At 65.2% G+C, this 25301-nt stretch carries 12 protein-coding genes and 6 rRNA genes; 14 read left to right on the top strand and 4 right to left on the bottom strand.

Translation table 11 applies throughout. From position 1 onward, the window contains the following. The first annotated feature begins 217 nt into the window (after nt 1-217). Together EKH77_RS14795 and EKH77_RS14790 are read left to right on the top strand one after the other, a co-directional pair. On the top strand, nt 218-1513 hold the full coding sequence (locus EKH77_RS14795) for an NAD(P)/FAD-dependent oxidoreductase (RefSeq protein WP_126918071.1): 1296 nt from the start codon (nt 218-220) through the stop codon (nt 1511-1513). 277 nt (nt 1514-1790) lie between these two features. Continuing rightward, on the top strand, nt 1791-3533 hold the full coding sequence (locus EKH77_RS14790; protein ID WP_126914844.1) for an ATP-binding SpoIIE family protein phosphatase: 1743 nt from the start codon (nt 1791-1793) through the stop codon (nt 3531-3533). A gap of 81 nt (nt 3534-3614) precedes the next feature. Here EKH77_RS14790 and EKH77_RS14785 read toward each other — a convergent pair whose 3' ends face one another. Continuing rightward, entirely contained in the window at nt 3615-4925 is a 1311-nt protein-coding gene (locus tag EKH77_RS14785; protein WP_126914843.1) for an MFS transporter, read from the bottom strand. Between the two features lie 101 nt (nt 4926-5026). Here EKH77_RS14785 and EKH77_RS14780 point away from each other — a divergent pair, with 101 nt between their 5' ends. The 4 genes from EKH77_RS14780 to rrf (EKH77_RS14760) all read left to right on the top strand — a co-directional run bounded on the left by EKH77_RS14780 (nt 5027) and on the right by rrf (EKH77_RS14760) (nt 11290). Beyond that, on the top strand, nt 5027-5575 hold the full coding sequence (locus EKH77_RS14780; protein ID WP_126914842.1) for a MarR family winged helix-turn-helix transcriptional regulator: 549 nt from the start codon (nt 5027-5029) through the stop codon (nt 5573-5575). 603 nt (nt 5576-6178) lie between these two features. Then, nucleotides 6179-7702, top strand: a 16S ribosomal RNA gene (locus EKH77_RS14770). 274 nt (nt 7703-7976) lie between these two features. Further along, nucleotides 7977-11098: ribosomal RNA gene (locus EKH77_RS14765) — 23S ribosomal RNA — on the top strand. 75 nt (nt 11099-11173) lie between these two features. After that, nucleotides 11174-11290, top strand: a 5S ribosomal RNA gene (rrf, locus tag EKH77_RS14760). The 16S, 23S and 5S rRNA genes sit together here, the layout of an rRNA operon. A gap of 89 nt (nt 11291-11379) precedes the next feature. Here the strand turns inward: rrf (EKH77_RS14760) and EKH77_RS14755 are convergent. Beyond that, entirely contained in the window at nt 11380-12930 is a 1551-nt protein-coding gene (locus EKH77_RS14755; RefSeq protein WP_126914840.1) for a SulP family inorganic anion transporter, read from the bottom strand. Nucleotides 12931-13255: 325 nt separating this feature from the next. On the opposite strand from EKH77_RS14755, the gene proC reads away from it, so the two are divergent. Further along, nucleotides 13256-14065 carry a pyrroline-5-carboxylate reductase gene (proC, locus tag EKH77_RS14750; RefSeq protein WP_126914839.1) on the top strand — a complete coding sequence of 270 codons (810 nt, stop codon included), beginning with the start codon at nt 13256-13258 and terminating at the stop codon, nt 14063-14065. A 59-nt stretch (nt 14066-14124) separates the two neighbouring features. Here proC and EKH77_RS14745 read toward each other — a convergent pair whose 3' ends face one another. Further along, nucleotides 14125-14718, bottom strand: coding sequence for a cysteine hydrolase family protein (locus EKH77_RS14745; RefSeq protein WP_126914838.1), 594 nt, complete (start codon nt 14716-14718; stop codon nt 14125-14127). A 104-nt stretch (nt 14719-14822) separates the two neighbouring features. Between EKH77_RS14745 and EKH77_RS14740 the strand changes: the two genes are divergently transcribed. After that, entirely contained in the window at nt 14823-15815 is a 993-nt protein-coding gene (locus EKH77_RS14740) for a GlxA family transcriptional regulator (protein WP_126914837.1), read from the top strand. Between the two features lie 34 nt (nt 15816-15849). Here EKH77_RS14740 and trpS read toward each other — a convergent pair whose 3' ends face one another. Continuing rightward, the gene (gene trpS, locus EKH77_RS14735; protein ID WP_126914836.1) at nt 15850-16866 is read right to left on the bottom strand and encodes a tryptophan--tRNA ligase; all 1017 of its coding nucleotides are present in this window, start codon (nt 16864-16866) and stop codon (nt 15850-15852) included. A gap of 769 nt (nt 16867-17635) precedes the next feature. Here trpS and EKH77_RS14725 point away from each other — a divergent pair. The 6 genes from EKH77_RS14725 (at nt 17636) to EKH77_RS14700 (ending at nt 25289) form a co-directional block, all read left to right on the top strand. Beyond that, nucleotides 17636-19159, top strand: a 16S ribosomal RNA gene (locus EKH77_RS14725). A 272-nt stretch (nt 19160-19431) separates the two neighbouring features. Next, nucleotides 19432-22552: ribosomal RNA gene (locus EKH77_RS14720) — 23S ribosomal RNA — on the top strand. 75 nt (nt 22553-22627) lie between these two features. Then, a 5S ribosomal RNA gene (rrf, locus tag EKH77_RS14715) occupies nt 22628-22744 on the top strand. Nucleotides 22745-22820: 76 nt separating this feature from the next. Further along, complete coding sequence (locus EKH77_RS14710; RefSeq protein ID WP_126914835.1) at nt 22821-24005, top strand: acetoin utilization protein AcuC; 1185 nt, start codon at nt 22821-22823, stop codon at nt 24003-24005. Between the two features lie 130 nt (nt 24006-24135). After that, complete coding sequence (locus EKH77_RS14705; protein WP_126914834.1) at nt 24136-24951, top strand: phosphatase; 816 nt, start codon at nt 24136-24138, stop codon at nt 24949-24951. Nucleotides 24952-25079: 128 nt separating this feature from the next. Next, a complete protein-coding gene (locus EKH77_RS14700; RefSeq protein WP_067299677.1) occupies nt 25080-25289 on the top strand; it encodes a helix-turn-helix domain-containing protein in 210 nt (69 codons plus the stop codon). Nucleotides 25290-25301 lie beyond the last annotated feature (12 nt).

The raw sequence follows: 25301 nt of genomic DNA, 5'->3' as shown, positions 1-25301 counted from the left end.
ACCGGCGCGTGAGAGGCACGAGGGACGGCAGGAGCGGGAGGGAGCGGAACCCGCACCGACCGGAACCGATCCAGCCACCACCGAGGCACCCAGCACCGAGGCACCCAGCACCGAGGCACCCACCACCGAGGCACCCGAGGGCGACGCCCCGGCCCCCGACGTCCCAACCCCCGAAGCCCCCACCCGCATCCTCGTCGTCGGCGGCGGCTACGTCGGGATGTACGCCGCCCTGCACCTCCAGCGGAAGCTCAAGCGCGGCGAGGCCGACATCCTGGTCATCGACCCCGAGCCGTACATGACCTACCAGCCGTTCCTGCCCGAGGCCGCCGCCGGCTCCATCCAGCCGCGCCACGTCGTCGTGCCACTCCGTCAGGTCCTCGCCAAATGCCAGGTCCTCACCGGTGAGGTCACCGCCATCGACCACAGGAACCGCACCGCCACCGTCAAGACCCTCGCCAGCGAGGAAGAAGGCACCGGCGCCGTCGACCTCCACTACGACGAGCTGGTCCTCGCGCCCGGCTCCATCTCCCGCACCCTCCCCGTCCCCGGCCTCGCCGACCACGGCATCGGCTTCAAGACGGTCGAGGAGGCCACCGGTCTGCGCAATCACGTCCTCGAACAGCTCGACATCGCCTCCTCCACCCGCGACCCCGAAGTCCGCGACGCCGCCCTCACCTTCGTCTTCGTCGGCGGCGGCTACGCGGGCGTGGAGGCACTCGCCGAGCTGGAGGACATGGCCCGCTACGCCACCCGCTATTACCACAACATCCAGCCCGAGGACCTGAAGTTCATCCTGGTCGAGGCGAGCCACCGCATCCTCCCCGAAGTCGGCACGGAGATGGGCCAGTACGCCATCCGGGAGCTGCGCGGCCGCAACATCGACGTACGCCTCGACACGCGTCTCCAGTCGTGCGAGAACCGCGTCGCCGTGCTCAGCGACGGCTCGCGCTTCCCCACCCGCACGCTCGTGTGGACCACCGGCGTCAAACCCCACCCCGTCCTCGCCGCCACCGACCTGCCCCTCGACGAGCGCGGCAGGCTCGTCTGCACCGCCGCCCTCCGCGTGGACGGCGTCCCGCACGCGTGGGCCGCCGGGGACGCCGCGGCCGTCCCCGACCTCACCGCCGGGCAGGCCGACGTCACCTGCGCCCCCAACGCCCAGCACGCCGTGCGCCAGGCCAAGGTCCTCGCCCGGAACGTCATCGCCTCCCTCCGCGGCCACGACCTCCAGGACTACCGCCACGAATACGTCGGCTCCGTCGCCTCCCTCGGCTTCCACAAGGGCGTAGCCCACGTCTACGGCAGGAAGCTCAAGGGCTACCCCGCCTGGTTCATGCACCGCGCCTACCACCTCAGCAGGGTCCCCACCCTCAACCGCAAGGCACGCGTCCTCGCCGACTGGGCGCTCGCCGGGCTCTTCAAACGCGAGATCGTCTCGCTCGGCTCACTGGAGAACCCCCGGGCCGAATTCGAGCTCGCGGCGGGCACGGGACGCCACCCCGAGGCCAGCTGACGTCCGGGACGGGCCCGGTCCTTCAGCCGGAACCCCCTTTTGGGACGCGGCGTCTGACGAATGTCGGACCCGTCGGCCACACTGGACGTGTGACCATGGGTGGGCTGGTAGCCGCGAAGAGTAACAATCATGAGGATCCGGACGTTTGCTGCACTCCCCCGGGGGCCGGCCCCCGCACCGCAGACCGCGCCGCCGAGCCGGGCGCGCGGCACCGCCACCCCGCAAGGCACCCCACGTCGCCGAGCTGACCCGGAACGACTCCGCGAGGTAATCCTCAGTGAACTTCACCCGCTGGAGCGCCCGGCTCCCCGGAACACAGCGCCGAGCAGCGGCGCGCGCCGACCGCACGCCCGCCACGCCCCCGCAGCCCACGCCGCCCGACGGTGGTGGTCCCGCGGGCCCCGGCACCGTGCCCGCCGCCCGGGCCGGGTCCGCCCCCGCGCCGGACACCGAGCCCGTCCCCCGCCTCGAAGCGCTCTCCGTCCACGACATCCTCGGCACGGTCCCGGCCCTCGTCGCCGTCGTCTACGGCCCCGAGCACCGCATCGCCTACGTCAACGACGCCTACGCCGCCCTCTTCGGCCCCCGCGCCCCCGGAGCCCCCGCCCGCGACGCCCTCCCCGAGCTCACCGAGCTCGGTCTGCTCCCCCTGATGGACCAGGTACTGCGCAGCCGCAAACCCCGCACGGTCAAGTCCCGCCGCGTCCCCGTCGCCTCCGGCCGCCACGGCTACTACACCTTCACCTGCACCCCCATCGATGTCGGCGACCCCGGCGTCGGCGGCCACGGCGCGACCGGTGAGGGAACGGCCGGCCACGGCGACGGCCGGCGCGGCGTCCTCGTCTTCGCCGCCGACGTCACCGACCAGGTGGAAGCCGCCGAACGACTGCGCGCCAGCGAACGCCGTCAGCGCGAGGCGGCCGTCACCCTCCAGCGCAGCCTCCTCCCGCAGGAGCTGGAGCAGCCCGACGACCTCCGCGTCGCCGCCACCTACCAGCCCGGCGGCAGCGACACGGCCGTCGGCGGCGACTGGTACGACGTCATCACCCTCGGCGCCGGCCGCACCGCCCTCGTCATCGGCGACGTCATGGGACGGGGCGTCCGCGCGGCCGCCGTCATGGGCCAGCTCCGCACCGCCGTACGGGCCTACGCCCGCCTCGACCTCCCGCCCCACGAGGTCCTCCAGCTCCTCGACGGCCTCGCCGCCGAGATCGACGCCACCCAGATCGCCACCTGCGTCTACGCCGTCCACGACCCCAACGAGGGCCGCCTCGTCTACGCCTCGGCCGGCCATCTGCCGATCCTCGTCCGCGACCCCGACGGCACCGTCCACCGCGCCGCCGAGCCCACCGGCCCCCCGCTCGGCACCGGCGGCTGGCTCCACACGTCCGGCAGCATGCCCCTCGGCCCCGGCTCCAGCGCCGTCCTCTATACGGACGGCCTCGTCGAGCGTCGCCACGAGGACATCGACGAAGGCGTCGCCGCCCTCGAGCGGGCGTTCGCGGGTGCGACCGGCTCGCCCCAGGTCATGTGCGACCGCCTCATCCGCGCCCTCGGCGTCACCCAGGAGCACGACGACGACGTCGCCATGCTCGTCCTCCAGCACCCCTTCCGCACCGGCCACGACGCCGAGCTCTTCCACAACGCCGCGCTCGAGCTCCTCGGCGGTATCGAGGCCGCGCCCCGGGCCCGCGCCTTCGCCTCGGGCGTCCTCGCCAGCTGGCGCTTCCCCACCGAGCTGCGCGACCTGGGCGTCCTGGCCGCCAGCGAGCTCGTGGCCAACTCCCTCCAGCACGGCGAACCGCCCATGCGGCTCCGGCTGCGCCGCACCGACCGCCGCCTGATCATCGAGGTCACCGACGGCGACGACCACCTGCCGCGCCGCCGCCGCGCCGAGCCCGCGGACGAGGCCGGCCGCGGCATCTCGATCATCGCCACCATCGCCTCGTCCTGGGGATCGCGCCGCACCCCGGGCGGCGGCAAGGCCGTCTGGTGCGAGTTCGCGCTGCCGGGTGTGTGAATAACCGGGCGCGTGAATAAAGGGTGGGCCTGGCCGGAAGCGAATGCTTCCGGCCAGGCCCACCCTTTGGTCCGACGAACGTCAGGCGGCTACGGGCACCCTCTCGTCGGCCCCGGCCTCCGCGGCGGGAGCGACGGCCCGGGCCCGCTGCGCGCGAGCGACGAGCGGATTGTCCTGCGCCGCGGTGAGCCGGCGCCCCAGCCGCAGGGCCAGCGCCGTGATGCCGAGCGAGCACATGATCAGCAGCGTCACATAGACACCGGACAGCCCCAGCCCCACCAGCAGGGCGCCCAGCAGCGGCCCGGAGGCCATCGCCAGCTGCTTCACCAGGGCGAAGGCCGAGTTGTACTGACCGATCAGCGACGCCGGAGCCAGGTCGGCCACCAGCGGCGCCACGGTCGGCGACAGCATCGACTCACCGACACCGAACAGTACGTACGTGGAGATCAGCAGCCCCGTGGCCACCGCCTGCGCACCGTGCACCAGACCGGACAGCGCCGCGGCCATCCACGCCACGGTCCAGATCAGCCCGACCAGCGCCATGACCCGGCTGCGCCGGCGGCCCTCCACCAGCTTCAGCACGACGAACTGCGTCACGACGATCGCGGCCGTATTGGCGAACAGCGCCAGACCCAGCGTGGCGGGGGAGACGTGGGTGACCTCCGTGGCGTACGCCGCCAGCCCCGACTCGAACTGTCCGTAGCAGGCGAAGAACATCACGAAGCCCAGCACGCACAGCCACACCATGGAGCGGTCACGCAGCAGGGTGCGCCACGCGCCCTCGGGGCGGCTGTCCGTCGGCACGGCGTCCTCGACGCGGGGAGACTCCGGCAGCTTCACGGTCGCCACGGTCGCGCCCAGGACCAGGAACATCACCGACTCGATGCCGAACAGCCGGATGAAGCTCGACGCGGCGTTCTCGTCGACCATCAGGCCGCCGATGAGTCCACCGACACCGAGACCCAGGTTGTTGAGGAAGAACTGGGTGGCGAAGGAGCGCGAACGGGTCAGGGGCGTCGAGCACCACACGATCATGGTCGCGAGCGACGGCTGGATCACCGCTATACCCGCACCGAGCGCGGCGGCGGAGGCGATGACCAGCGGCGTCACGCTCGACAGGCCCAGGCCCAGCGAACCGATCGCCGCCGCGACCGTACCCACGATGGCCACGGGCAACGGACCCCGCCGGTCGATCGCCCGACCGGTGAAAGGCAGCACGACGAGAGCGGCCACGGCCAGCGTGAACAGCGTCAGACCCGCTGTCCCCGCTCCCAGGCCCCGCACCTTCGCCACATAGACGTAGAGATACGGGACCGTGAAGCCGTTGCCGAACGCGCTCAACGCGTTGCCCAACTGGATCCGGCGCAGTGCCGCGCCCATCGCGGTGGTCACTCCTCACCCCTCAAGCTTGAAGACTTCAACCCTAAACTTCGAAGCTAAAGAGTACATGCCGAAGGGCTTTAGCGCCAACGATTTCTGCGATACTGCCGCTCATGGCAGACACCCCCGGCCCCGCCGAGCCGAGCCTCGAAGAGCAGATCGCCGTCTACCAGCGCGAGTACCAGGGCCTGGATCCGCAGGTGGAACGCGTCGTCTCCGCTCTGAGCCGCCTCAACCGCCGCATGAACGTCGCGTACGGGCGCCAGACCGCGGAGCTCGGCATGGGCAACGCCGAGTGGGAGGTCCTCAAGGCCCTCGTCCTCGCCGGCGACCCCTACTGCCTGGGCCCCGGCGACCTCGCCAAGCGCCTCGGCCTCACCCCGGCCGCGATGACCCACCGCATCGACCGCATGGTCGCGGAGGGCCTGGTCACCAGGGAGAGGGACGAGAACAACCGCGTCCGAGTGATCGTCGGCATCACGGAGGACGGACGGGCGAAGTGGCTGGAGGGCCTGCGCAAGGCCACGGTCTTCGAGGAGGAGCTCCTCCAGGACCTCTCCGCCGACGAGCGCGCCCAGCTCGGCGAGATGCTGACCCGGCTGCTGCGCCGGGTGGAGCGCACCCAGCCGGATGCCGGGGGGCGGCTCACCGACCTCGAATGAGGCTCGAATGAGGCTCGAAATGAGGGCGGCCGGAGCCGGTTGACACGACCCCGCCGGATCCGTAGTGTTCTCCGAGTTGTCACGGGGCCGGTACGGTCCCACGACAGCCACTCTTGCCGCATCGGCGGCGATCACCACTTGGCTTGACCCTGGAACGGGATGAATTTCGGCGTGCCCGGAATTCGGATCGGGTGCCGATTAGGCGCCCCGGGGAAAATCCGCTAAAGTAGTGATCACGCCGGGGGCCGAAAGGCCGAAAGCGAGAAACCCCGCTCCAACAGGGGGCCGGAAACGAAAATCCGAACCGGGAACGGAACGGAAAACGGATCTGGTAAGGTTGGAAACACCGAAGGGAAGCCCGGAGGAAAGCCCGAGAGGGTGAGTACAAAGGAAGCGTCCGTTCCTTGAGAACTCAACAGCGTGCCAAAAGTCAACGCCAGATATGTTGACACCCCGTCCATCTCGATGGATGAGGTTCCTTTAAAAAGTCCTCTGCTCTTGATTGAGTGGAGGCAACACACAGCGAGGACGCTGTGAACGACCGGGCTTATTCCGCCTGGTTGTTCCGCTCAACGCGAGTGTGAACCGGATTACCGGTAAACATTCACGGAGAGTTTGATCCTGGCTCAGGACGAACGCTGGCGGCGTGCTTAACACATGCAAGTCGAACGATGAAGCCCTTCGGGGTGGATTAGTGGCGAACGGGTGAGTAACACGTGGGCAATCTGCCCTGCACTCTGGGACAAGCCCTGGAAACGGGGTCTAATACCGGATATGACTACTGACCGCATGGTTGGTGGTGGAAAGCTCCGGCGGTGCAGGATGAGCCCGCGGCCTATCAGCTTGTTGGTGGGGTGATGGCCTACCAAGGCGACGACGGGTAGCCGGCCTGAGAGGGCGACCGGCCACACTGGGACTGAGACACGGCCCAGACTCCTACGGGAGGCAGCAGTGGGGAATATTGCACAATGGGCGAAAGCCTGATGCAGCGACGCCGCGTGAGGGATGACGGCCTTCGGGTTGTAAACCTCTTTCAGCAGGGAAGAAGCGAAAGTGACGGTACCTGCAGAAGAAGCGCCGGCTAACTACGTGCCAGCAGCCGCGGTAATACGTAGGGCGCAAGCGTTGTCCGGAATTATTGGGCGTAAAGAGCTCGTAGGCGGCTTGTCGCGTCGGATGTGAAAGCCCGGGGCTTAACCCCGGGTCTGCATTCGATACGGGCAGGCTAGAGTTCGGTAGGGGAGATCGGAATTCCTGGTGTAGCGGTGAAATGCGCAGATATCAGGAGGAACACCGGTGGCGAAGGCGGATCTCTGGGCCGATACTGACGCTGAGGAGCGAAAGCGTGGGGAGCGAACAGGATTAGATACCCTGGTAGTCCACGCCGTAAACGTTGGGAACTAGGTGTGGGCGACATTCCACGTCGTCCGTGCCGCAGCTAACGCATTAAGTTCCCCGCCTGGGGAGTACGGCCGCAAGGCTAAAACTCAAAGGAATTGACGGGGGCCCGCACAAGCAGCGGAGCATGTGGCTTAATTCGACGCAACGCGAAGAACCTTACCAAGGCTTGACATACACCGGAAACGGCCAGAGATGGTCGCCCCCTTGTGGTCGGTGTACAGGTGGTGCATGGCTGTCGTCAGCTCGTGTCGTGAGATGTTGGGTTAAGTCCCGCAACGAGCGCAACCCTTGTCCTGTGTTGCCAGCATGCCCTTCGGGGTGATGGGGACTCACAGGAGACTGCCGGGGTCAACTCGGAGGAAGGTGGGGACGACGTCAAGTCATCATGCCCCTTATGTCTTGGGCTGCACACGTGCTACAATGGCCGGTACAATGAGCTGCGATGCCGTGAGGTGGAGCGAATCTCAAAAAGCCGGTCTCAGTTCGGATTGGGGTCTGCAACTCGACCCCATGAAGTTGGAGTTGCTAGTAATCGCAGATCAGCATTGCTGCGGTGAATACGTTCCCGGGCCTTGTACACACCGCCCGTCACGTCACGAAAGTCGGTAACACCCGAAGCCGGTGGCCCAACCCTTGTGGAGGGAGCCGTCGAAGGTGGGACTGGCGATTGGGACGAAGTCGTAACAAGGTAGCCGTACCGGAAGGTGCGGCTGGATCACCTCCTTTCTAAGGAGCACATAGCCGACTGCGAGCGAATGACTCGCACGGTTGCTCATGGGTGGAACGTTGACTATTCGGCACAGTTCAGGGTCTTCCTGTTAGTACTGCTTCGGCGTGGAAAACAGAGAGTCAGGGACTGGGTCGGGCACGCTGTTGGGTGTCTGAGGGTACGAGCGCTGCTCGACCTTCATACGCCGGCCCCGGTAAAGGTCTGCTTCGGCAGGGTGTGACGGGTGGCTGGTCGTTGTTTGAGAACTGCACAGTGGACGCGAGCATCTGTGGCCAAGTTTTTAAGGGCGCACGGTGGATGCCTTGGCACCAGGAACCGATGAAGGACGTGGGAGGCCGCGATAGGCCCCGGGGAGCTGTCAACCGAGCTTTGATCCGGGGGTGTCCGAATGGGGAAACCCGGCAGTCGTCATGGGCTGTCACCCGCTGCTGAACACATAGGCAGTGTGGAGGGAACGCGGGGAAGTGAAACATCTCAGTACCCGCAGGAAGAGAAAACAACCGTGATTCCGGGAGTAGTGGCGAGCGAAACCGGATGAGGCCAAACCGTATGTGTGTGATACCCGGCAGGGGTTGCGCATGCGGGGTTGTGGGATCTCTCTTTCATGGTCTGCCGGCCATGAGACGAGTCAGAAACCGTTGATGTAGGCGAAGGACATGCGAAAGGTCCGGCGTAGAGGGTAAGACCCCCGTAGCTGAAACATTAGCGGCTCGTTTGAGAGACACCCAAGTAGCACGGGGCCCGAGAAATCCCGTGTGAATCTGGCGGGACCACCCGCTAAGCCTAAATATTCCCTGGTGACCGATAGCGGATAGTACCGTGAGGGAATGGTGAAAAGTACCGCGGGAGCGGAGTGAAATAGTACCTGAAACCGTGTGCCTACAAGCCGTGGGAGCGTCGCACAAGGGCTTGCTCTTGTGTCGTGACTGCGTGCCTTTTGAAGAATGAGCCTGCGAGTTTGCGGTGTGTTGCGAGGTTAACCCGTGTGGGGAAGCCGTAGCGAAAGCGAGTCCGAATAGGGCGATTGAGTAGCGCGCCCAAGACCCGAAGCGGAGTGATCTAGCCATGGGCAGGTTGAAGCGGAGGTAAGACTTCGTGGAGGACCGAACCCACCAGGGTTGAAAACCTGGGGGATGACCTGTGGTTAGGGGTGAAAGGCCAATCAAACTCCGTGATAGCTGGTTCTCCCCGAAATGCATTTAGGTGCAGCGTCGTGTGTTTCTTGCCGGAGGTAGAGCACTGGATAGGCGATGGGCCCTACCGGGTTACTGACCTTAGCCAAACTCCGAATGCCGGTAAGTGAGAGCGCGGCAGTGAGACTGTGGGGGATAAGCTCCATGGTCGAGAGGGAAACAGCCCAGAGCATCGACTAAGGCCCCTAAGCGTACGCTAAGTGGGAAAGGATGTGGAGTCGCAGAGACAACCAGGAGGTTGGCTTAGAAGCAGCCACCCTTGAAAGAGTGCGTAATAGCTCACTGGTCAAGTGATTCCGCGCCGACAATGTAGCGGGGCTCAAGCGTACCGCCGAAGTCGTGTCATTGCAGTACATACCCCCAACGGGGACTGTGATGGGTAGGGGAGCGTCGTGTGCCGGGTGAAGCAGCCGTGGAAACGAGTTGTGGACGGTTCACGAGTGAGAATGCAGGCATGAGTAGCGATACACACGTGGGAAACGTGTGCGCCGATTGACTAAGGGTTCCTGGGTCAAGCTGATCTGCCCAGGGTAAGTCGGGACCTAAGGCGAGGCCGACAGGCGTAGTCGATGGACAACCGGTTGATATTCCGGTACCCGCTTTGAAACGCCCAATATCGAATCAGGCGATGCTAAGTCCGTGAAGCCGCCCTGGAGTCTTCGGACAAAGGGGAGTGGTGGAGCCGACGAACCAGACTTGTAGTAGGTAAGCGATGGGGTGACGCAGGAAGGTAGTCCAGCCCGGGCGGTGGTAGTCCCGGGGTAAGGGTGTAGGGCGTTGTCCAGGTAAATCCGGACAGCATGAAGCCTGAGACCTGATGCCGAGCCGATTGTGGTGAAGTGGATGATCCTATGCTGTCGAGAAAAGCCTCTAGCGAGTTTCATGGCGGCCCGTACCCTAAACCGACTCAGGTGGTCAGGTAGAGAATACCGAGGCGTTCGGGTGAACTATGGTTAAGGAACTCGGCAAAATGCCCCCGTAACTTCGGGAGAAGGGGGGCCATTTCTGGTGATGAGCTTCGCGCTCTGAGCTGGGGGTGGCCGCAGAGACCAGCGAGAAGCGACTGTTTACTAAAAACACAGGTCCGTGCGAAGCCGTAAGGCGATGTATACGGACTGACGCCTGCCCGGTGCTGGAACGTTAAGGGGACCGGTTAGCTTGGATTCGTCCAGGCGAAGCTGAGAACTTAAGCGCCAGTAAACGGCGGTGGTAACTATAACCATCCTAAGGTAGCGAAATTCCTTGTCGGGTAAGTTCCGACCTGCACGAATGGCGTAACGACTTCTCGACTGTCTCAACCATAGGCCCGGTGAAATTGCACTACGAGTAAAGATGCTCGTTTCGCGCAGCAGGACGGAAAGACCCCGGGACCTTTACTATAGCTTGATATTGGTGTTCGGTTCGGCTTGTGTAGGATAGGTGGGAGACTGTGAAGCATGCACGCCAGTGTGTGTGGAGTCGTCGTTGAAATACCACTCTGGTCGTGCTGGATGTCTAACCTGGGTCCGTGATCCGGATCAGGGACAGTGTCTGGTGGGTAGTTTAACTGGGGCGGTTGCCTCCTAAAGGGTAACGGAGGCGCCCAAAGGTTCCCTCAGCCTGGTTGGCAATCAGGTGTTGAGTGTAAGTGCACAAGGGAGCTTGACTGTGAGACCGACGGGTCGAGCAGGGACGAAAGTCGGGACTAGTGATCCGGCGGTGGCTTGTGGAAGCGCCGTCGCTCAACGGATAAAAGGTACCCCGGGGATAACAGGCTGATCTTCCCCAAGAGTCCATATCGACGGGATGGTTTGGCACCTCGATGTCGGCTCGTCGCATCCTGGGGCTGGAGTCGGTCCCAAGGGTTGGGCTGTTCGCCCATTAAAGCGGTACGCGAGCTGGGTTTAGAACGTCGTGAGACAGTTCGGTCCCTATCCGCTGTGCGCGTAGGAGTCTTGAGAAGGGCTGTCCCTAGTACGAGAGGACCGGGACGGACGAACCTCTGGTGTGCCAGTTGTCCTGCCAAGGGCATGGCTGGTTGGCTACGTTCGGGAGGGATAACCGCTGAAAGCATCTAAGCGGGAAGCCTGCTTCGAGATGAGGACTCCCACCCACTTGATGGGGTAAGGCTCCCAGTAGACGACTGGGTTGATAGGCCAGGTGTGGAAGACCGGTAACGGTTGGAGCTGACTGGTACTAATAGGCCGAGGGCTTGTCCTCAGTTGCTCGCGTCCACTGTGTTAGTTCTGAAATAACGAACATCCAAAGTGCCGGATGACGTTAATTTCATAGTGTTTCGGTGGTCATAGCGTTAGGGAAACGCCCGGTTACATTCCGAACCCGGAAGCTAAGCCTTTCAGCGCCGATGGTACTGCAGGGGGGACCCTGTGGGAGAGTAGGACGCCGCCGAACTCCTTTTGAAGAAAGCCCTGGTGGGGGATACCCACCAGGGCTTTCTTGCGTTTGGGCACCTATAACCGCGCTTAGACCGCCTAGACCGCCTAGACCGCGACGACTCGTCCTGTGGCTTCTCCATCGCCGTTCTCGTCGCCGTTCCGCAGTGAGCCGTGCCGTTCCGCCCAGCCGGAGAGCGCGGTGTGCACGGCCCGGTCCATATGGCGAAGGCCGGTGAGGTCCAGCTCGACGCCGCGCTCGACTCCGTGGCCGGCCCGGTCCCCGGCTCGGTACAGCGCGTCGAGCTCGTCCAGAATCCGGGGCAGCCGCAGGAAGTTGGCGTTGCCGAGCACCCGTGCCCGTACCCGGCCGTCCCTCGTCGTAGTGGTCTCGATGTGGACGTGGGACGTCTCCCAGGCCGCCTTCACGATGGCCAGCAGCAAGCCGACGACCACGCCCTCGAAGAGGTTGGTCACGACGATGGCGACGGTGGTCGTCACCAGGACCGCGACCTCGCCGCGGTGGTCCCGCCAGAGCGGGCCCAGTTCACGGCCCGGCAGGAGCTTCCAGCCCGCGTGGACGAGCACCCCCGCGAGTGCCGCGACCGGGATGAGTTCCAGGGCCCAGGGCAGCAGCGTCGCGAAGACCAGCAGCCATACGCCGTGGAGGACGCGCGAGGCCTTCGTCCGGGCGCCCGCGTACACATTGGCGGAGCTGCGGACGATCACGGCGGTCATGGGCAGGGCGCCGAGCACGCCGCAGACGGTGTTGCCGGCGCCCTGGGCGATGAGTTCCTTGTTGTAGTCCGTGCGCGGGCCGTCGTGGAGGCGGTCGACGGCGGCGGCGCTGAAGAGGGTCTCGGCCGAGGCGATGAGCGCGAAGGCGAGCACCGTTCCCAGGACGCCGAACTCCGTCAAGCGCGCGAAATCGCCATTCCACGGTGGCTGAATGGCGTCGAAGAGCCCGCGCACCTGGACCCGGTCGACGGGCAGTCGGAGCAGCCCGACCGCCGTCGTGGCGAGCGCGACCGCGGCCAGGGGCGCCGGGACGAGACGCGCGCCCCACTGCCAGCGTGGCCACAGCACCAGTACGGCCACCGTGCCGACGCCGACGGCGAGCGCGGCGAGCGAGTCGGCCGAGGCCAGGGTGTCGGTGAGCAGAGTGACCAGGCCGCCGAGCTTCTCGAGCGCTCCGGCCGGCGCGTCCGCGTCGGCGAGCGCGTACAGCTGCCCGGCGATCAGGACGACGCCGATGCCCGCGAGCATGCCCTGCACCACCGCGACCGAGATGGCCCGGAACCAGCGGCCCAGTTTCAGCAGCCCCATCGCCACCTGCAGCAGCCCGGCGGTGAGGACGAGCGCGCCGAGCGCCCTGAGCCCGTACTCCCGTACGGCCTCGTAGACCAGCACCGTCAGGCCGGCCGCCGGGCCGCTGACCTGCATGCTGCTGCCCGGCAACAAGCCCGTGAGCAGGCCGCCGACGATGCCGGTCACGAGGCCCAGCTCCACGGGGACGCCGGACGCTACGGCGATGCCCACCGAGAGGGGCACGGCTATGAGGAAGACGACCAGCGACGCGGCGAAATCGGCCCGGAGGTCGGCGAGCAGGCCAACGCGGTCGACGGCGGTGCGGACACGGCGGAAGAGAGTCTTCTGCATGAGGTTTGCCTCCAGCGCGCTCGAGGCGCGCGCAGCGATGCGATGAGGATCGTTGCCAGACAGGTGGAGTAAGGGGCCGATGGGCATCGGGTGGCGCGTGAGAGCGCGCGGCGACAAGCGGCGCCGACGCCGTCGTCCCTGCGGCGCCGGGCTGTTAATCACTCGACCATATTTTGGCCAAGTCGTGGTGCGGATCGCCGAGTTGATTTGTAACCACGATGTAAACGCGGTGTCGGGAAAGAGGAGCTACCGCTTCCCCGGGCCCCCCGGGGCGACCGAGGTGGGAGGATGAAGCGAGTCCAGCGGAACGAAGAGGTGAGCCCCCGTGCAGCAGAGAGTCGCCGTCCTCGGCACCGGAAAGATCGGCGAGGCCCTCCTCAGCGGCATGATCCGCGCGGGCTGGTCCACGGACGACCTGATGTGCACGGCCCGCCGCGCCGAACGCGCCGAGGCGCTCCGCGCCCGCTACGGCGTCGAGGTGGTCAGCAACACCGAGGCCGCCAAGACCGCCGACACCCTGATCCTGGCCGTCAAGCCGCAGGACATGAGCACCCTCCTCGAGGAGCTCGCCCCGCACCTGCCCGCCGACCGCCTCGTCATCAGCGCCGCGGCCGGCGTGCCCACCGCCTTCTTCGAGGAGCGGCTGCCGGCCGGCGTCCCCGTCGTACGCGTCATGCCGAACACCCCCGTCCTCGTCGACGAGGGCATGTCCGTCATCTCCGCGGGCTCCCACGCCACCGAGGACCACCTCCTCCGCGCCGAGGCGATCTTCAAGCCGGTCGGCAAGACGCTCCGCGTCCCCGAGTCGCAGCAGGACGCGGCGACGGCCCTCTCCGGCTCCGGCCCGGCGTACTTCTACTACCTCGTCGAAGCGATGACCGACGCCGGCATCCTCCTCGGCCTCCCCCGGGACAAGGCCCACGACCTGATCGTCCAGGCCGCCATCGGCGCCGCCGTCATGCTCCGCGACAGCGGCGAGCACCCGGTGAAGCTCCGCGAGGCCGTCACCTCGCCCGCCGGTACGACCATCAGCGCGATCCGCGAGCTCGAGAAGCACGGCGTACGCGCCGCCCTGATCGCCGCCCTGGAGGCCGCCCGCGACCGCAGCCGCGAACTGGGCTCCGGCCACAGCTGACACCCCCAGCTGACACCCCAGGGCTGATGCCATAGGCCTGTCAGCCCAGCAGCGGTCTGTCAGCCCAGCAGCGCCGCCGTGGAGACGACCTTCGCGAAACCGCCCGCGTGCAGATTGGTCGCCGTCGCCCGCGCCAGCTCGGCGGCCGTGAGGGACCGGCCGTCGGGGCCGACGGCGTCGAACGTGTGGGTGGCGTCGAGCGGCACGATCACGTCGTAGCCGAGATTGCCGCCCATCCGGGCGGTGGTCTCCACGCACCAGTTCGTCATGACGCCCACGACGACGATCTGCCGTATCCCCGCCGCGTCCAGCCAGCTCCGCAGGTCCGGCGTGCCGATGAAGGCGGAGTTCACGGTCTTGGTGAGCAGCAGCTCCGGACCGGTGCCCCGGCCCCGGCGCTCCTCGACGAAGTCCTGGAAGTCGTTCCCCTCCTGCCCGGGGCGGAGCGGGGAGTCCGCCTTGGGCGAGTCGTGCCGCACGAAGACGACCGGCCGGCCCGCCTCCTGCCAGGCGTCGACGAGCGCGGCGATATTGCCTTCGGCCGCGGGGTTGTCCCGGGGCGGGAAGGACGGGTCGTGCCAGGCCTTCTGCACGTCGATGACGATGAGCGCGGTGTTCTGCGCGGTGTTCTGGGCGAGTTCGTTGATCTCCATGTCCATCATCCTGTCGACGCGACACGGGAGTCGACAGTGGCAGAAGAGACCCTGATCGATGGATTAGTGCCATGGATGGGCGGGGCTGGTGCACCATGGCCGTCATGCAGCCATCCGGCACCGCCCAGCGCATCGCCCTCGTCGCCTTTCCCGGCATACGGGCCTTCGACGTCGCCGTCATCGCCGAGGTCTGGGGCGTCGACCGCACCGGGCGCGGCGCCCCGCCCTTCGAACTCCGCCGCTGCGCACCGGACCGCGCGCCCGTCCGGATGCCCGGCGGCCTCACCCTCGCCCCCGACCAGGCCCTGGACTGGACGGCCACCGCCGATCTCGTCGTCGTCCCCGGCGTCGACGACCACCTGGCCCCCGTCCCCGAGCCCGTACTGGACGCGCTGCGCGATGCTCACCGGGCCGGCGTTCCCGTGGCGGCGCTGTGCGGGGGAGCCTTCGTGCTCGCCCAGGCCGGGCTCCTCGACGGGCGGCGCGCTGTCACCCACTGGAACCTCACGACTCTGCTGTCCGCCGCCCACCCAGGCGTCGAGGTCGTGCCGGACGCCCTCTTCGTCGAGGACGACGGCGTCTGGACGGCGGCGGGCGTCGCCGCGGGGATCGACCTCTGCCTTCACCTGGTCCGTACCGCCCACGGCGCCGAGGCGGCGGCCACCATCGCCCGCTCGATGGTCACCGCCCCCTTCCGCACGGGCACCCAGGCACAGTTCATCGAGCACCCCGCGCCGACGGCCGACGACCGCGAGGCATCGGACACCCTGGCGGCGGTACGCGAACGAGCGCTCCGTCGGCTGTCCGAACCGCTCACCGTCGCCGAGCTGGCGCGCTGGGCCGGCATGTCACCGCGCTCCTTCGCCCGCCACTTCATCGCCACCACGGGGACGACCCCGATCCAGTGGCTCCTCGACCAGCGCGTCGCCGCGGCACAGCAGCTGCTGGAACGCACGGACCTGCCCATGCCCGAGGTCGCCCGCCGCTGCGGCTTCGGCAGCGAGGTCACCATGCGCCAGCACTTCGCCGCCCGCCTCGCCACCAGCCCGCGCGACTACCGCAGGTCTTTCCGCAGGTCCTTCCGCGCGGCGGGGTGAGACGACCGCAGATCACTGGTGACGGGCGCGCCCGTCACCTCGCGGGGAGCAGGCCGATGGCCTCGTACGCGGCGTCGACCGTCGGCCTGGCGAGCCCCCGTGCCCGCTCGGCACCGGCCCGCAGCACCTCGCCGACGTACCCGGGGTCGGCGCACAGCTCCGCGTGCCGCTCCCGGATCGGCCGCAGCGTCTCGACGACCGCGTCGGCCGTGTCCTTCTTCAACGCCCCGTACGAGCTGTACCGCGTCGCCAGCTCCGCCGGACCGACGTCACCATCGCCTGCCGTCCGCGTGCACGCCGCCAGGATCTCCAGCAGATTCGCGACGCCGGGCCGCGCCTCCCGGTCGTGGACGACCTCGCTCCCGCTGTCGGTCACCGCGCGCATGACTTTCCGGCGCACGACGTCCGGCTCGTCGAGCAGATAGACGATGCCGGACGTCTCCCCATGCGACTTCCCCATCTTCGAGGTGGGGTCCTGGAGGTCCATGACCCGTGCCGCGACGCTCGGGAGCACGGCTTTCGGAACCGTGAATGTGTGCCCGTACCGCTGGTTGAACCGCACGGCCAGGTCGCGGGTGAGCTCGACGTGCTGCGCCTGGTCGTCACCCACCGGGACCTCGTCGGCCCCATAGGCGAGGATGTCCGCCGCCATCAGCACGGGATAGGTGAGGAGAGACAGCCGAACGCTGCCTCCCGCGGCTCGTTCCTTCGCGGATTTCTCCTTGTACTGGATCATCCGCCGCATCTCGCCGTCGTTCGCCGTGCACTCGAGGACATAGGAGAGCCGTGTGTGCTCGTCGACGTGGCTCTGTACGAAGAGGGTGCAGAGGGCGGGGTCCAGCCCGGCGGCGAGGAACAGAGTCGCCGCCTGTCGGCTGAGCCGGCGGACGCGCGCCGGGTCGTGGTCGACGGTGAGGGCGTGGAGGTCGACGACACAGAAGAGGGCATCCGCCCGGTGCTGGTCGACGGTGACCCACTGGCGCAGGGCCCCGAGGTAGTTGCCGAGGGTGAGGTGGCCGGTGGGCTTGATGCCGCTGAAGATCCGGGTCATGGGTGTCGTGGCTCCTTGGGTCCTGAGAGTCGGGACCACCGCCACGGACAGCAAAAACGGCCGCCGAGGCGGCGGCCGTTGGATGCATGCGCGCTACGCGCGAGGTCGGGCCGCCGTCAGGCGGCCCACCACTGCTGGGTGCGGGCATGCTTCGTCATGCGGCCGACCGTACGCCCGCCAAACCCACTTGCGCCACTGGTTTGATGATGGTTACAGGCTCGTGTAGAGTCCTTCGAGTTGCCACGGGGTCCGCAAGGACAACGAGGCGGCCACTCTTGCCGCATCGGCGGCGATCACCACTTGGCTTGACCCTGGAACGGGATGAATTTCGGCGTGCCCGGAATTCGGATCGGGTGCCGATTAGGCGCCCCGGGGAAAATCCGCTAAAGTAGTGATCACGCCGGGGGCCGAAAGGCCGAAAGCGAGAAACCCCGCTCCAACAGGGGGCCGGAAACGAAAATCCGAACCGGGAACGGAACGGAAAACGGATCTGGTAAGGTTGGAAACACCGAAGGGAAGCCCGGAGGAAAGCCCGAGAGGGTGAGTACAAAGGAAGCGTCCGTTCCTTGAGAACTCAACAGCGTGCCAAAAGTCAACGCCAGATATGTTGACACCCCGTCCATCTCGATGGATGAGGTTCCTTTAAAAAGTCCTTCCGCCGCCGTTTGGCTGGTGGGAGGCAACACACAGCGAGGACGCTGTGAACGACCGGGCCTATTCCGCCTGGTTGTTCCGCTCAACGCGAGTGTCACCCGATTACGGGTAAACATTCACGGAGAGTTTGATCCTGGCTCAGGACGAACGCTGGCGGCGTGCTTAACACATGCAAGTCGAACGATGAAGCCCTTCGGGGTGGATTAGTGGCGAACGGGTGAGTAACACGTGGGCAATCTGCCCTGCACTCTGGGACAAGCCCTGGAAACGGGGTCTAATACCGGATATGACTACTGACCGCATGGTTGGTGGTGGAAAGCTCCGGCGGTGCAGGATGAGCCCGCGGCCTATCAGCTTGTTGGTGGGGTGATGGCCTACCAAGGCGACGACGGGTAGCCGGCCTGAGAGGGCGACCGGCCACACTGGGACTGAGACACGGCCCAGACTCCTACGGGAGGCAGCAGTGGGGAATATTGCACAATGGGCGAAAGCCTGATGCAGCGACGCCGCGTGAGGGATGACGGCCTTCGGGTTGTAAACCTCTTTCAGCAGGGAAGAAGCGAAAGTGACGGTACCTGCAGAAGAAGCGCCGGCTAACTACGTGCCAGCAGCCGCGGTAATACGTAGGGCGCAAGCGTTGTCCGGAATTATTGGGCGTAAAGAGCTCGTAGGCGGCTTGTCGCGTCGGATGTGAAAGCCCGGGGCTTAACCCCGGGTCTGCATTCGATACGGGCAGGCTAGAGTTCGGTAGGGGAGATCGGAATTCCTGGTGTAGCGGTGAAATGCGCAGATATCAGGAGGAACACCGGTGGCGAAGGCGGATCTCTGGGCCGATACTGACGCTGAGGAGCGAAAGCGTGGGGAGCGAACAGGATTAGATACCCTGGTAGTCCACGCCGTAAACGTTGGGAACTAGGTGTGGGCGACATTCCACGTCGTCCGTGCCGCAGCTAACGCATTAAGTTCCCCGCCTGGGGAGTACGGCCGCAAGGCTAAAACTCAAAGGAATTGACGGGGGCCCGCACAAGCAGCGGAGCATGTGGCTTAATTCGACGCAACGCGAAGAACCTTACCAAGGCTTGACATACACCGGAAACGGCCAGAGATGGTCGCCCCCTTGTGGTCGGTGTACAGGTGGTGCATGGCTGTCGTCAGCTCGTGTCGTGAGATGTTGGGTTAAGTCCCGCAACGAGCGCAACCCTTGTCCTGTGTTGCCAGCATGCCCTTCGGGGTGATGGGGACTCACAGGAGACTGCCGGGGTCAACTCGGAGGAAGGTGGGGACGACGTCAAGTCATCATGCCCCTTATGTCTTGGGCTGCACACGTGCTACAATGGCCGGTACAATGAGCTGCGATGCCGTGAGGTGGAGCGAATCTCAAAAAGCCGGTCTCAGTTCGGATTGGGGTCTGCAACTCGACCCCATGAAGTTGGAGTTGCTAGTAATCGCAGATCAGCATTGCTGCGGTGAATACGTTCCCGGGCCTTGTACACACCGCCCGTCACGTCACGAAAGTCGGTAACACCCGAAGCCGGTGGCCCAACCCTTGTGGAGGGAGCCGTCGAAGGTGGGACTGGCGATTGGGACGAAGTCGTAACAAGGTAGCCGTACCGGAAGGTGCGGCTGGATCACCTCCTTTCTAAGGAGCACATAGCCGACTGCGAGCGAATGACTCGCACGGTTGCTCATGGGTGGAACGTTGACTATTCGGCACAGTTCTTGAGGGTTCACTAGTACTGCTTCGGCGTGGAACGTGAAACCTGGGAATTGGGTCGGGCACGCTGTTGGGTGTCTGAGGGTACGGACTACGGTCTGGACCTTCGATGCCGGCCCCGGTGTAGCACCATCTGATGGTGTGTGACGGGTGGCTGGTCGTTGTTTGAGAACTGCACAGTGGACGCGAGCATCTGTGGCCAAGTTTTTAAGGGCGCACGGTGGATGCCTTGGCACCAGGAACCGATGAAGGACGTGGGAGGCCGCGATAGGCCCCGGGGAGCTGTCAACCGAGCTTTGATCCGGGGGTGTCCGAATGGGGAAACCCGGCAGTCGTCATGGGCTGTCACCCGCTGCTGAACACATAGGCAGTGTGGAGGGAACGCGGGGAAGTGAAACATCTCAGTACCCGCAGGAAGAGAAAACAACCGTGATTCCGGGAGTAGTGGCGAGCGAAACCGGATGAGGCCAAACCGTATGTGTGTGATACCCGGCAGGGGTTGCGCATGCGGGGTTGTGGGATCTCTCTTTCATGGTCTGCCGGCCATGAGACGAGTCAGAAACCGTTGATGTAGGCGAAGGACATGCGAAAGGTCCGGCGTAGAGGGTAAGACCCCCGTAGCTGAAACATTAGCGGCTCGTTTGAGAGACACCCAAGTAGCACGGGGCCCGAGAAATCCCGTGTGAATCTGGCGGGACCACCCGCTAAGCCTAAATATTCCCTGGTGACCGATAGCGGATAGTACCGTGAGGGAATGGTGAAAAGTACCGCGGGAGCGGAGTGAAATAGTACCTGAAACCGTGTGCCTACAAGCCGTGGGAGCGTCGCACAAGGGCTTGCTCTTGTGTCGTGACTGCGTGCCTTTTGAAGAATGAGCCTGCGAGTTTGCGGTGTGTTGCGAGGTTAACCCGTGTGGGGAAGCCGTAGCGAAAGCGAGTCCGAATAGGGCGATTGAGTAGCGCGCCCAAGACCCGAAGCGGAGTGATCTAGCCATGGGCAGGTTGAAGCGGAGGTAAGACTTCGTGGAGGACCGAACCCACCAGGGTTGAAAACCTGGGGGATGACCTGTGGTTAGGGGTGAAAGGCCAATCAAACTCCGTGATAGCTGGTTCTCCCCGAAATGCATTTAGGTGCAGCGTCGTGTGTTTCTTGCCGGAGGTAGAGCACTGGATAGGCGATGGGCCCTACCGGGTTACTGACCTTAGCCAAACTCCGAATGCCGGTAAGTGAGAGCGCGGCAGTGAGACTGTGGGGGATAAGCTCCATGGTCGAGAGGGAAACAGCCCAGAGCATCGACTAAGGCCCCTAAGCGTACGCTAAGTGGGAAAGGATGTGGAGTCGCAGAGACAACCAGGAGGTTGGCTTAGAAGCAGCCACCCTTGAAAGAGTGCGTAATAGCTCACTGGTCAAGTGATTCCGCGCCGACAATGTAGCGGGGCTCAAGCGTACCGCCGAAGTCGTGTCATTCATACAACAGCCCCAACGGGTGTATGGATGGGTAGGGGAGCGTCGTGTGCCGGGTGAAGCAGCCGTGGAAACGAGTTGTGGACGGTTCACGAGTGAGAATGCAGGCATGAGTAGCGATACACACGTGGGAAACGTGTGCGCCGATTGACTAAGGGTTCCTGGGTCAAGCTGATCTGCCCAGGGTAAGTCGGGACCTAAGGCGAGGCCGACAGGCGTAGTCGATGGACAACCGGTTGATATTCCGGTACCCGCTTTGAAACGCCCAATATCGAATCAGGCGATGCTAAGTCCGTGAAGCCGCCCTGGAGTCTTCGGACAAAGGGGAGTGGTGGAGCCGACGAACCAGACTTGTAGTAGGTAAGCGATGGGGTGACGCAGGAAGGTAGTCCAGCCCGGGCGGTGGTAGTCCCGGGGTAAGGGTGTAGGGCGTTGTCCAGGTAAATCCGGGCAGCATGAAGCCTGAGACCTGATGCCGAGCCGATTGTGGTGAAGTGGATGATCCTATGCTGTCGAGAAAAGCCTCTAGCGAGTTTCATGGCGGCCCGTACCCTAAACCGACTCAGGTGGTCAGGTAGAGAATACCGAGGCGTTCGGGTGAACTATGGTTAAGGAACTCGGCAAAATGCCCCCGTAACTTCGGGAGAAGGGGGGCCATTTCTGGTGATGAGCTTCGCGCTCTGAGCTGGGGGTGGCCGCAGAGACCAGCGAGAAGCGACTGTTTACTAAAAACACAGGTCCGTGCGAAGCCGTAAGGCGATGTATACGGACTGACGCCTGCCCGGTGCTGGAACGTTAAGGGGACCGGTTAGCTCCATTTCGGTGGGGCGAAGCTGAGAACTTAAGCGCCAGTAAACGGCGGTGGTAACTATAACCATCCTAAGGTAGCGAAATTCCTTGTCGGGTAAGTTCCGACCTGCACGAATGGCGTAACGACTTCTCGACTGTCTCAACCATAGGCCCGGTGAAATTGCACTACGAGTAAAGATGCTCGTTTCGCGCAGCAGGACGGAAAGACCCCGGGACCTTTACTATAGCTTGATATTGGTGTTCGGTTCGGCTTGTGTAGGATAGGTGGGAGACTGTGAAGCATGCACGCCAGTGTGTGTGGAGTCGTCGTTGAAATACCACTCTGGTCGTGCTGGATGTCTAACCTGGGTCCGTGATCCGGATCAGGGACAGTGTCTGGTGGGTAGTTTAACTGGGGCGGTTGCCTCCTAAAGGGTAACGGAGGCGCCCAAAGGTTCCCTCAGCCTGGTTGGCAATCAGGTGTTGAGTGTAAGTGCACAAGGGAGCTTGACTGTGAGACCGACGGGTCGAGCAGGGACGAAAGTCGGGACTAGTGATCCGGCGGTGGCTTGTGGAAGCGCCGTCGCTCAACGGATAAAAGGTACCCCGGGGATAACAGGCTGATCTTCCCCAAGAGTCCATATCGACGGGATGGTTTGGCACCTCGATGTCGGCTCGTCGCATCCTGGGGCTGGAGTCGGTCCCAAGGGTTGGGCTGTTCGCCCATTAAAGCGGTACGCGAGCTGGGTTTAGAACGTCGTGAGACAGTTCGGTCCCTATCCGCTGTGCGCGTAGGAGTCTTGAGAAGGGCTGTCCCTAGTACGAGAGGACCGGGACGGACGAACCTCTGGTGTGCCAGTTGTCCTGCCAAGGGCATGGCTGGTTGGCTACGTTCGGGAGGGATAACCGCTGAAAGCATCTAAGCGGGAAGCCTGCTTCGAGATGAGGACTCCCACCCACTTGATGGGGTAAGGCTCCCAGTAGACGACTGGGTTGATAGGCCAGGTGTGGAAGACCGGTAACGGTTGGAGCTGACTGGTACTAATAGGCCGAGGGCTTGTCCTCAGTTGCTCGCGTCCACTGTGTTAGTTCTGAAATAACGAACATCCAAAGTGCCGGATGACGTTAATTTCATAGTGTTTCGGTGGTCATAGCGTTAGGGAAACGCCCGGTTACATTCCGAACCCGGAAGCTAAGCCTTTCAGCGCCGATGGTACTGCAGGGGGGACCCTGTGGGAGAGTAGGACGCCGCCGAACTCCTTTTAGAGAAAGCCCTGGTGGGGATACCCACCAGGGCTTTCTTGCGTTTACGGCTACCGATAGCGTTGCCGCCATGAGCGGCACGAGCAGCAGTCACGCACAGCTGATGTGGGACGAAGCGGTAACCGGTTATGACTTCGGCCCCGGGCACCCTATGGATCCCGTACGCCTCGCCCTGACCATGCGGCTTGTCGAGGCGTTCGAGCTGGACCGGGCGGTCCGTGTTGTCTCCGCGCCGCCCGCCGGCGAGTCGACCCTTCGCCTCGTCCACCGCCCCGATTACATCGCCGCCGTCCGCGAGGCCTCGGCCGATCCCACGTCCGCCGACACGTCCTATGGGCTCGGGACCGTCGACGACCCGGCGTTCGCGGGGATGCACGATGCCGCGGCGCTCATCGCCGGGCAGTCCGTGGGGGCCGCCGAGGCCGTATGGCGGGGGGAGGTGCCGCACGCCGTGAACTTCGCCGGCGGGCTGCACCACGCCATGCCCGGCGCGGCATCCGGCTTCTGCGTCTACAACGACGCGGCCCTGGCGATCGCCCGGCTGCTCGAGCTGGGCGCCGAGCGGGTGGCCTACGTGGACGTGGACGTCCACCACGGCGACGGCGTCCAGGCGGCGTTCTGGGAGGACCCCCGTGTCCTGACGATCTCCCTCCACGAGCACCCTCAGACGCTCTTCCCGCAGACCGGCTGGCCGACGGAGACGGGGGCGCCGGACGCGGAAGGCAGCGCGGTGAACGTGGCGCTGCCGGCGGGCACGGGTGACGCCGGCTGGCTGCGGGCCTTCCACGCGGTCGTCCCCGAGCTCCTGGCGGCCTTCCGGCCGCAGGTGCTGGTGACCCAGCACGGGGCCGACACCCACTTCGAGGACCCGCTGGCGCACCTGGCCGTCTCGCTGGACGCACAGCGGCATGTGGCCGCCGCCTGCCATGAGTTGGCGCACCGTCACGCGGACGGCCGGTGGGTGGCGCTCGGGGGCGGTGGGTATGCCGTGACGGATGTGGTGCCGCGGTCGTGGACCCATCTGGTGGCCATCGCCGCCGACCGGCCGGTGGATCCCGCGTCGTCCGTGCCGGACCTGTGGCGGAGTGAAGTGTTCCGTCGCACGGCGCAGTTGGGGCCGTTGAGGATGACGGATGGTCGTGAGCCGGAGTGGCGCTCGTTCGACGAGTCGGGGTACGACCCGGCCGACCGGCTGGACCAGGCGATCCTCGCGACCCGCAAGGCGGTCTTCCCCGCCCACGGCCTTCTGCCCTGAGACCCACGGCCTTCTGCCCTGAGACCCATGAGGCGCGCGGGCCCCCACCTCCCAACTCCCGTTAGCCCTCGCGTGGGACGCCGTCCCGAATCCCCGCCCCCCACCGTTCCCGTCCGCGACCATCGGCCTCGTGCTGACCCGTCACGCGCTCCGCGATCATCTCCTCGTCACTCACCTGGCGGGGGCCGTCGCCACGCCCAGGGAACGGAACCTGAGCCGCTACCGGTTGTTCGCCGCCCGGGACCCACGGGTGTTGATCGGGTTGGAGCCTGAATCCGACTGGCGTTTCCCCGAGTTGTTGCAACTCATGACCCAAAGGTGTGGAGTTTCGGCCGATCCCAAGCACACTTCCGGGCAGGATGTGATCGATCCGGACCGCACGCTGGTGGCACTCGATGCCTTCGCCGATCGGCTCGCGACAGCGGCCGCGTCGGGCGCTCCCGTGCTCCTGGGCACCGGTCACCCCCACCCGCTCCTGGGCTTCTACGCCGCCTTGGCCGCCGCCCTGTCGGCGGCGGGATGCGATGTCCTCACTCCGGCGCAGGGTCGAAGTGTCGACATAACGACCCGGTTCGGCGTACGCACATACAACCTTCACTACGCCCAAGGAGTCGCGATGGTGCGCGAACCCGGCGCACGGGCTCCCGGAAGTGAGCCCGGCGCGCATACTCATTCACCTCTCCCGGTTCGTACCGCGCTTGACGCCGCGGCGGGGTCGGGCGGGCCGTTGCCGGCCTTGGTCATCGGGGACCACGGATGGGTCTGCGGGGCAGGTCAGCTGGGCATTGAGGCCATCGGGCTGGCGGACTCGGACGACCCCGCGCTGTTCGTCGGAGAGGCCGAGGGGCGAGTGTCCGTCGCCGTTCCGCTTGATGACACTGTGCGGTCTGATTACTACCGACCGCTTACTCGCTATGTACTCAATCGAGCGTGTCTGTCACAGTAGGCGGCCGATGGCTGCTCCTCTTCCCCACTCGCATCACCCGCCCCTAACCTGGGGAGTGAGCGCGCAGCGACGAGGAGTCACCGGAGGGGAAGCCGGTGCGCGTCATGTGCGGAAGGTTCAGGTGTGTCATGGCTGCTGGCGAAAGGCCTCTCAACGAGGTCGTGTTCCTTACCGTGGCGGAGGTCGCCGCGGTGATGCGAGTCTCCAAGATGACCGTGTACCGGCTGGTGCACAGCGGTCATCTGCCGGCGATCCGGGTGGGCAGGTCGTTCCGGGTCCCAGAACAAGCGGTGCACGAGTACCTCCGAGAGTCCTACGTGGGGGTGGAAACAGCCTGACGGGGGCCCTGG

The organism is Streptomyces luteoverticillatus, from assembly GCF_003970715.1.
GTDB classification, from domain to species: Bacteria; Actinomycetota; Actinomycetes; order Streptomycetales; family Streptomycetaceae; genus Streptomyces; species Streptomyces abikoensis.
Note: the sequence above shows the minus strand (reverse complement) of the source record. Positions and strands in the feature narration are given on the sequence as shown.

Excerpts from the sequence above, each read along its gene's own strand:
- EKH77_RS14710 (WP_126914835.1), top strand. The coding sequence starts at position 22,821 with ATGAGCGGCACGAGCAGCAGTCACGCACAGCTGATGTGGGACGAAGCG.
- EKH77_RS14755 (WP_126914840.1), bottom strand. The coding sequence starts at position 12,930 with ATGCAGAAGACTCTCTTCCGCCGTGTCCGCACCGCCGTCGACCGCGTT.
- EKH77_RS14780 (WP_126914842.1), top strand. The coding sequence starts at position 5,027 with ATGGCAGACACCCCCGGCCCCGCCGAGCCGAGCCTCGAAGAGCAGATC.
- EKH77_RS14740 (WP_126914837.1), top strand. The coding sequence starts at position 14,823 with ATGCAGCCATCCGGCACCGCCCAGCGCATCGCCCTCGTCGCCTTTCCC.
- EKH77_RS14795 (WP_126918071.1), top strand. The coding sequence starts at position 218 with ATGTACGCCGCCCTGCACCTCCAGCGGAAGCTCAAGCGCGGCGAGGCC.
- trpS (WP_126914836.1), bottom strand. The coding sequence starts at position 16,866 with ATGACCCGGATCTTCAGCGGCATCAAGCCCACCGGCCACCTCACCCTC.
- EKH77_RS14745 (WP_126914838.1), bottom strand. The coding sequence starts at position 14,718 with ATGGAGATCAACGAACTCGCCCAGAACACCGCGCAGAACACCGCGCTC.
- EKH77_RS14700 (WP_067299677.1), top strand. The coding sequence starts at position 25,080 with ATGGCTGCTGGCGAAAGGCCTCTCAACGAGGTCGTGTTCCTTACCGTG.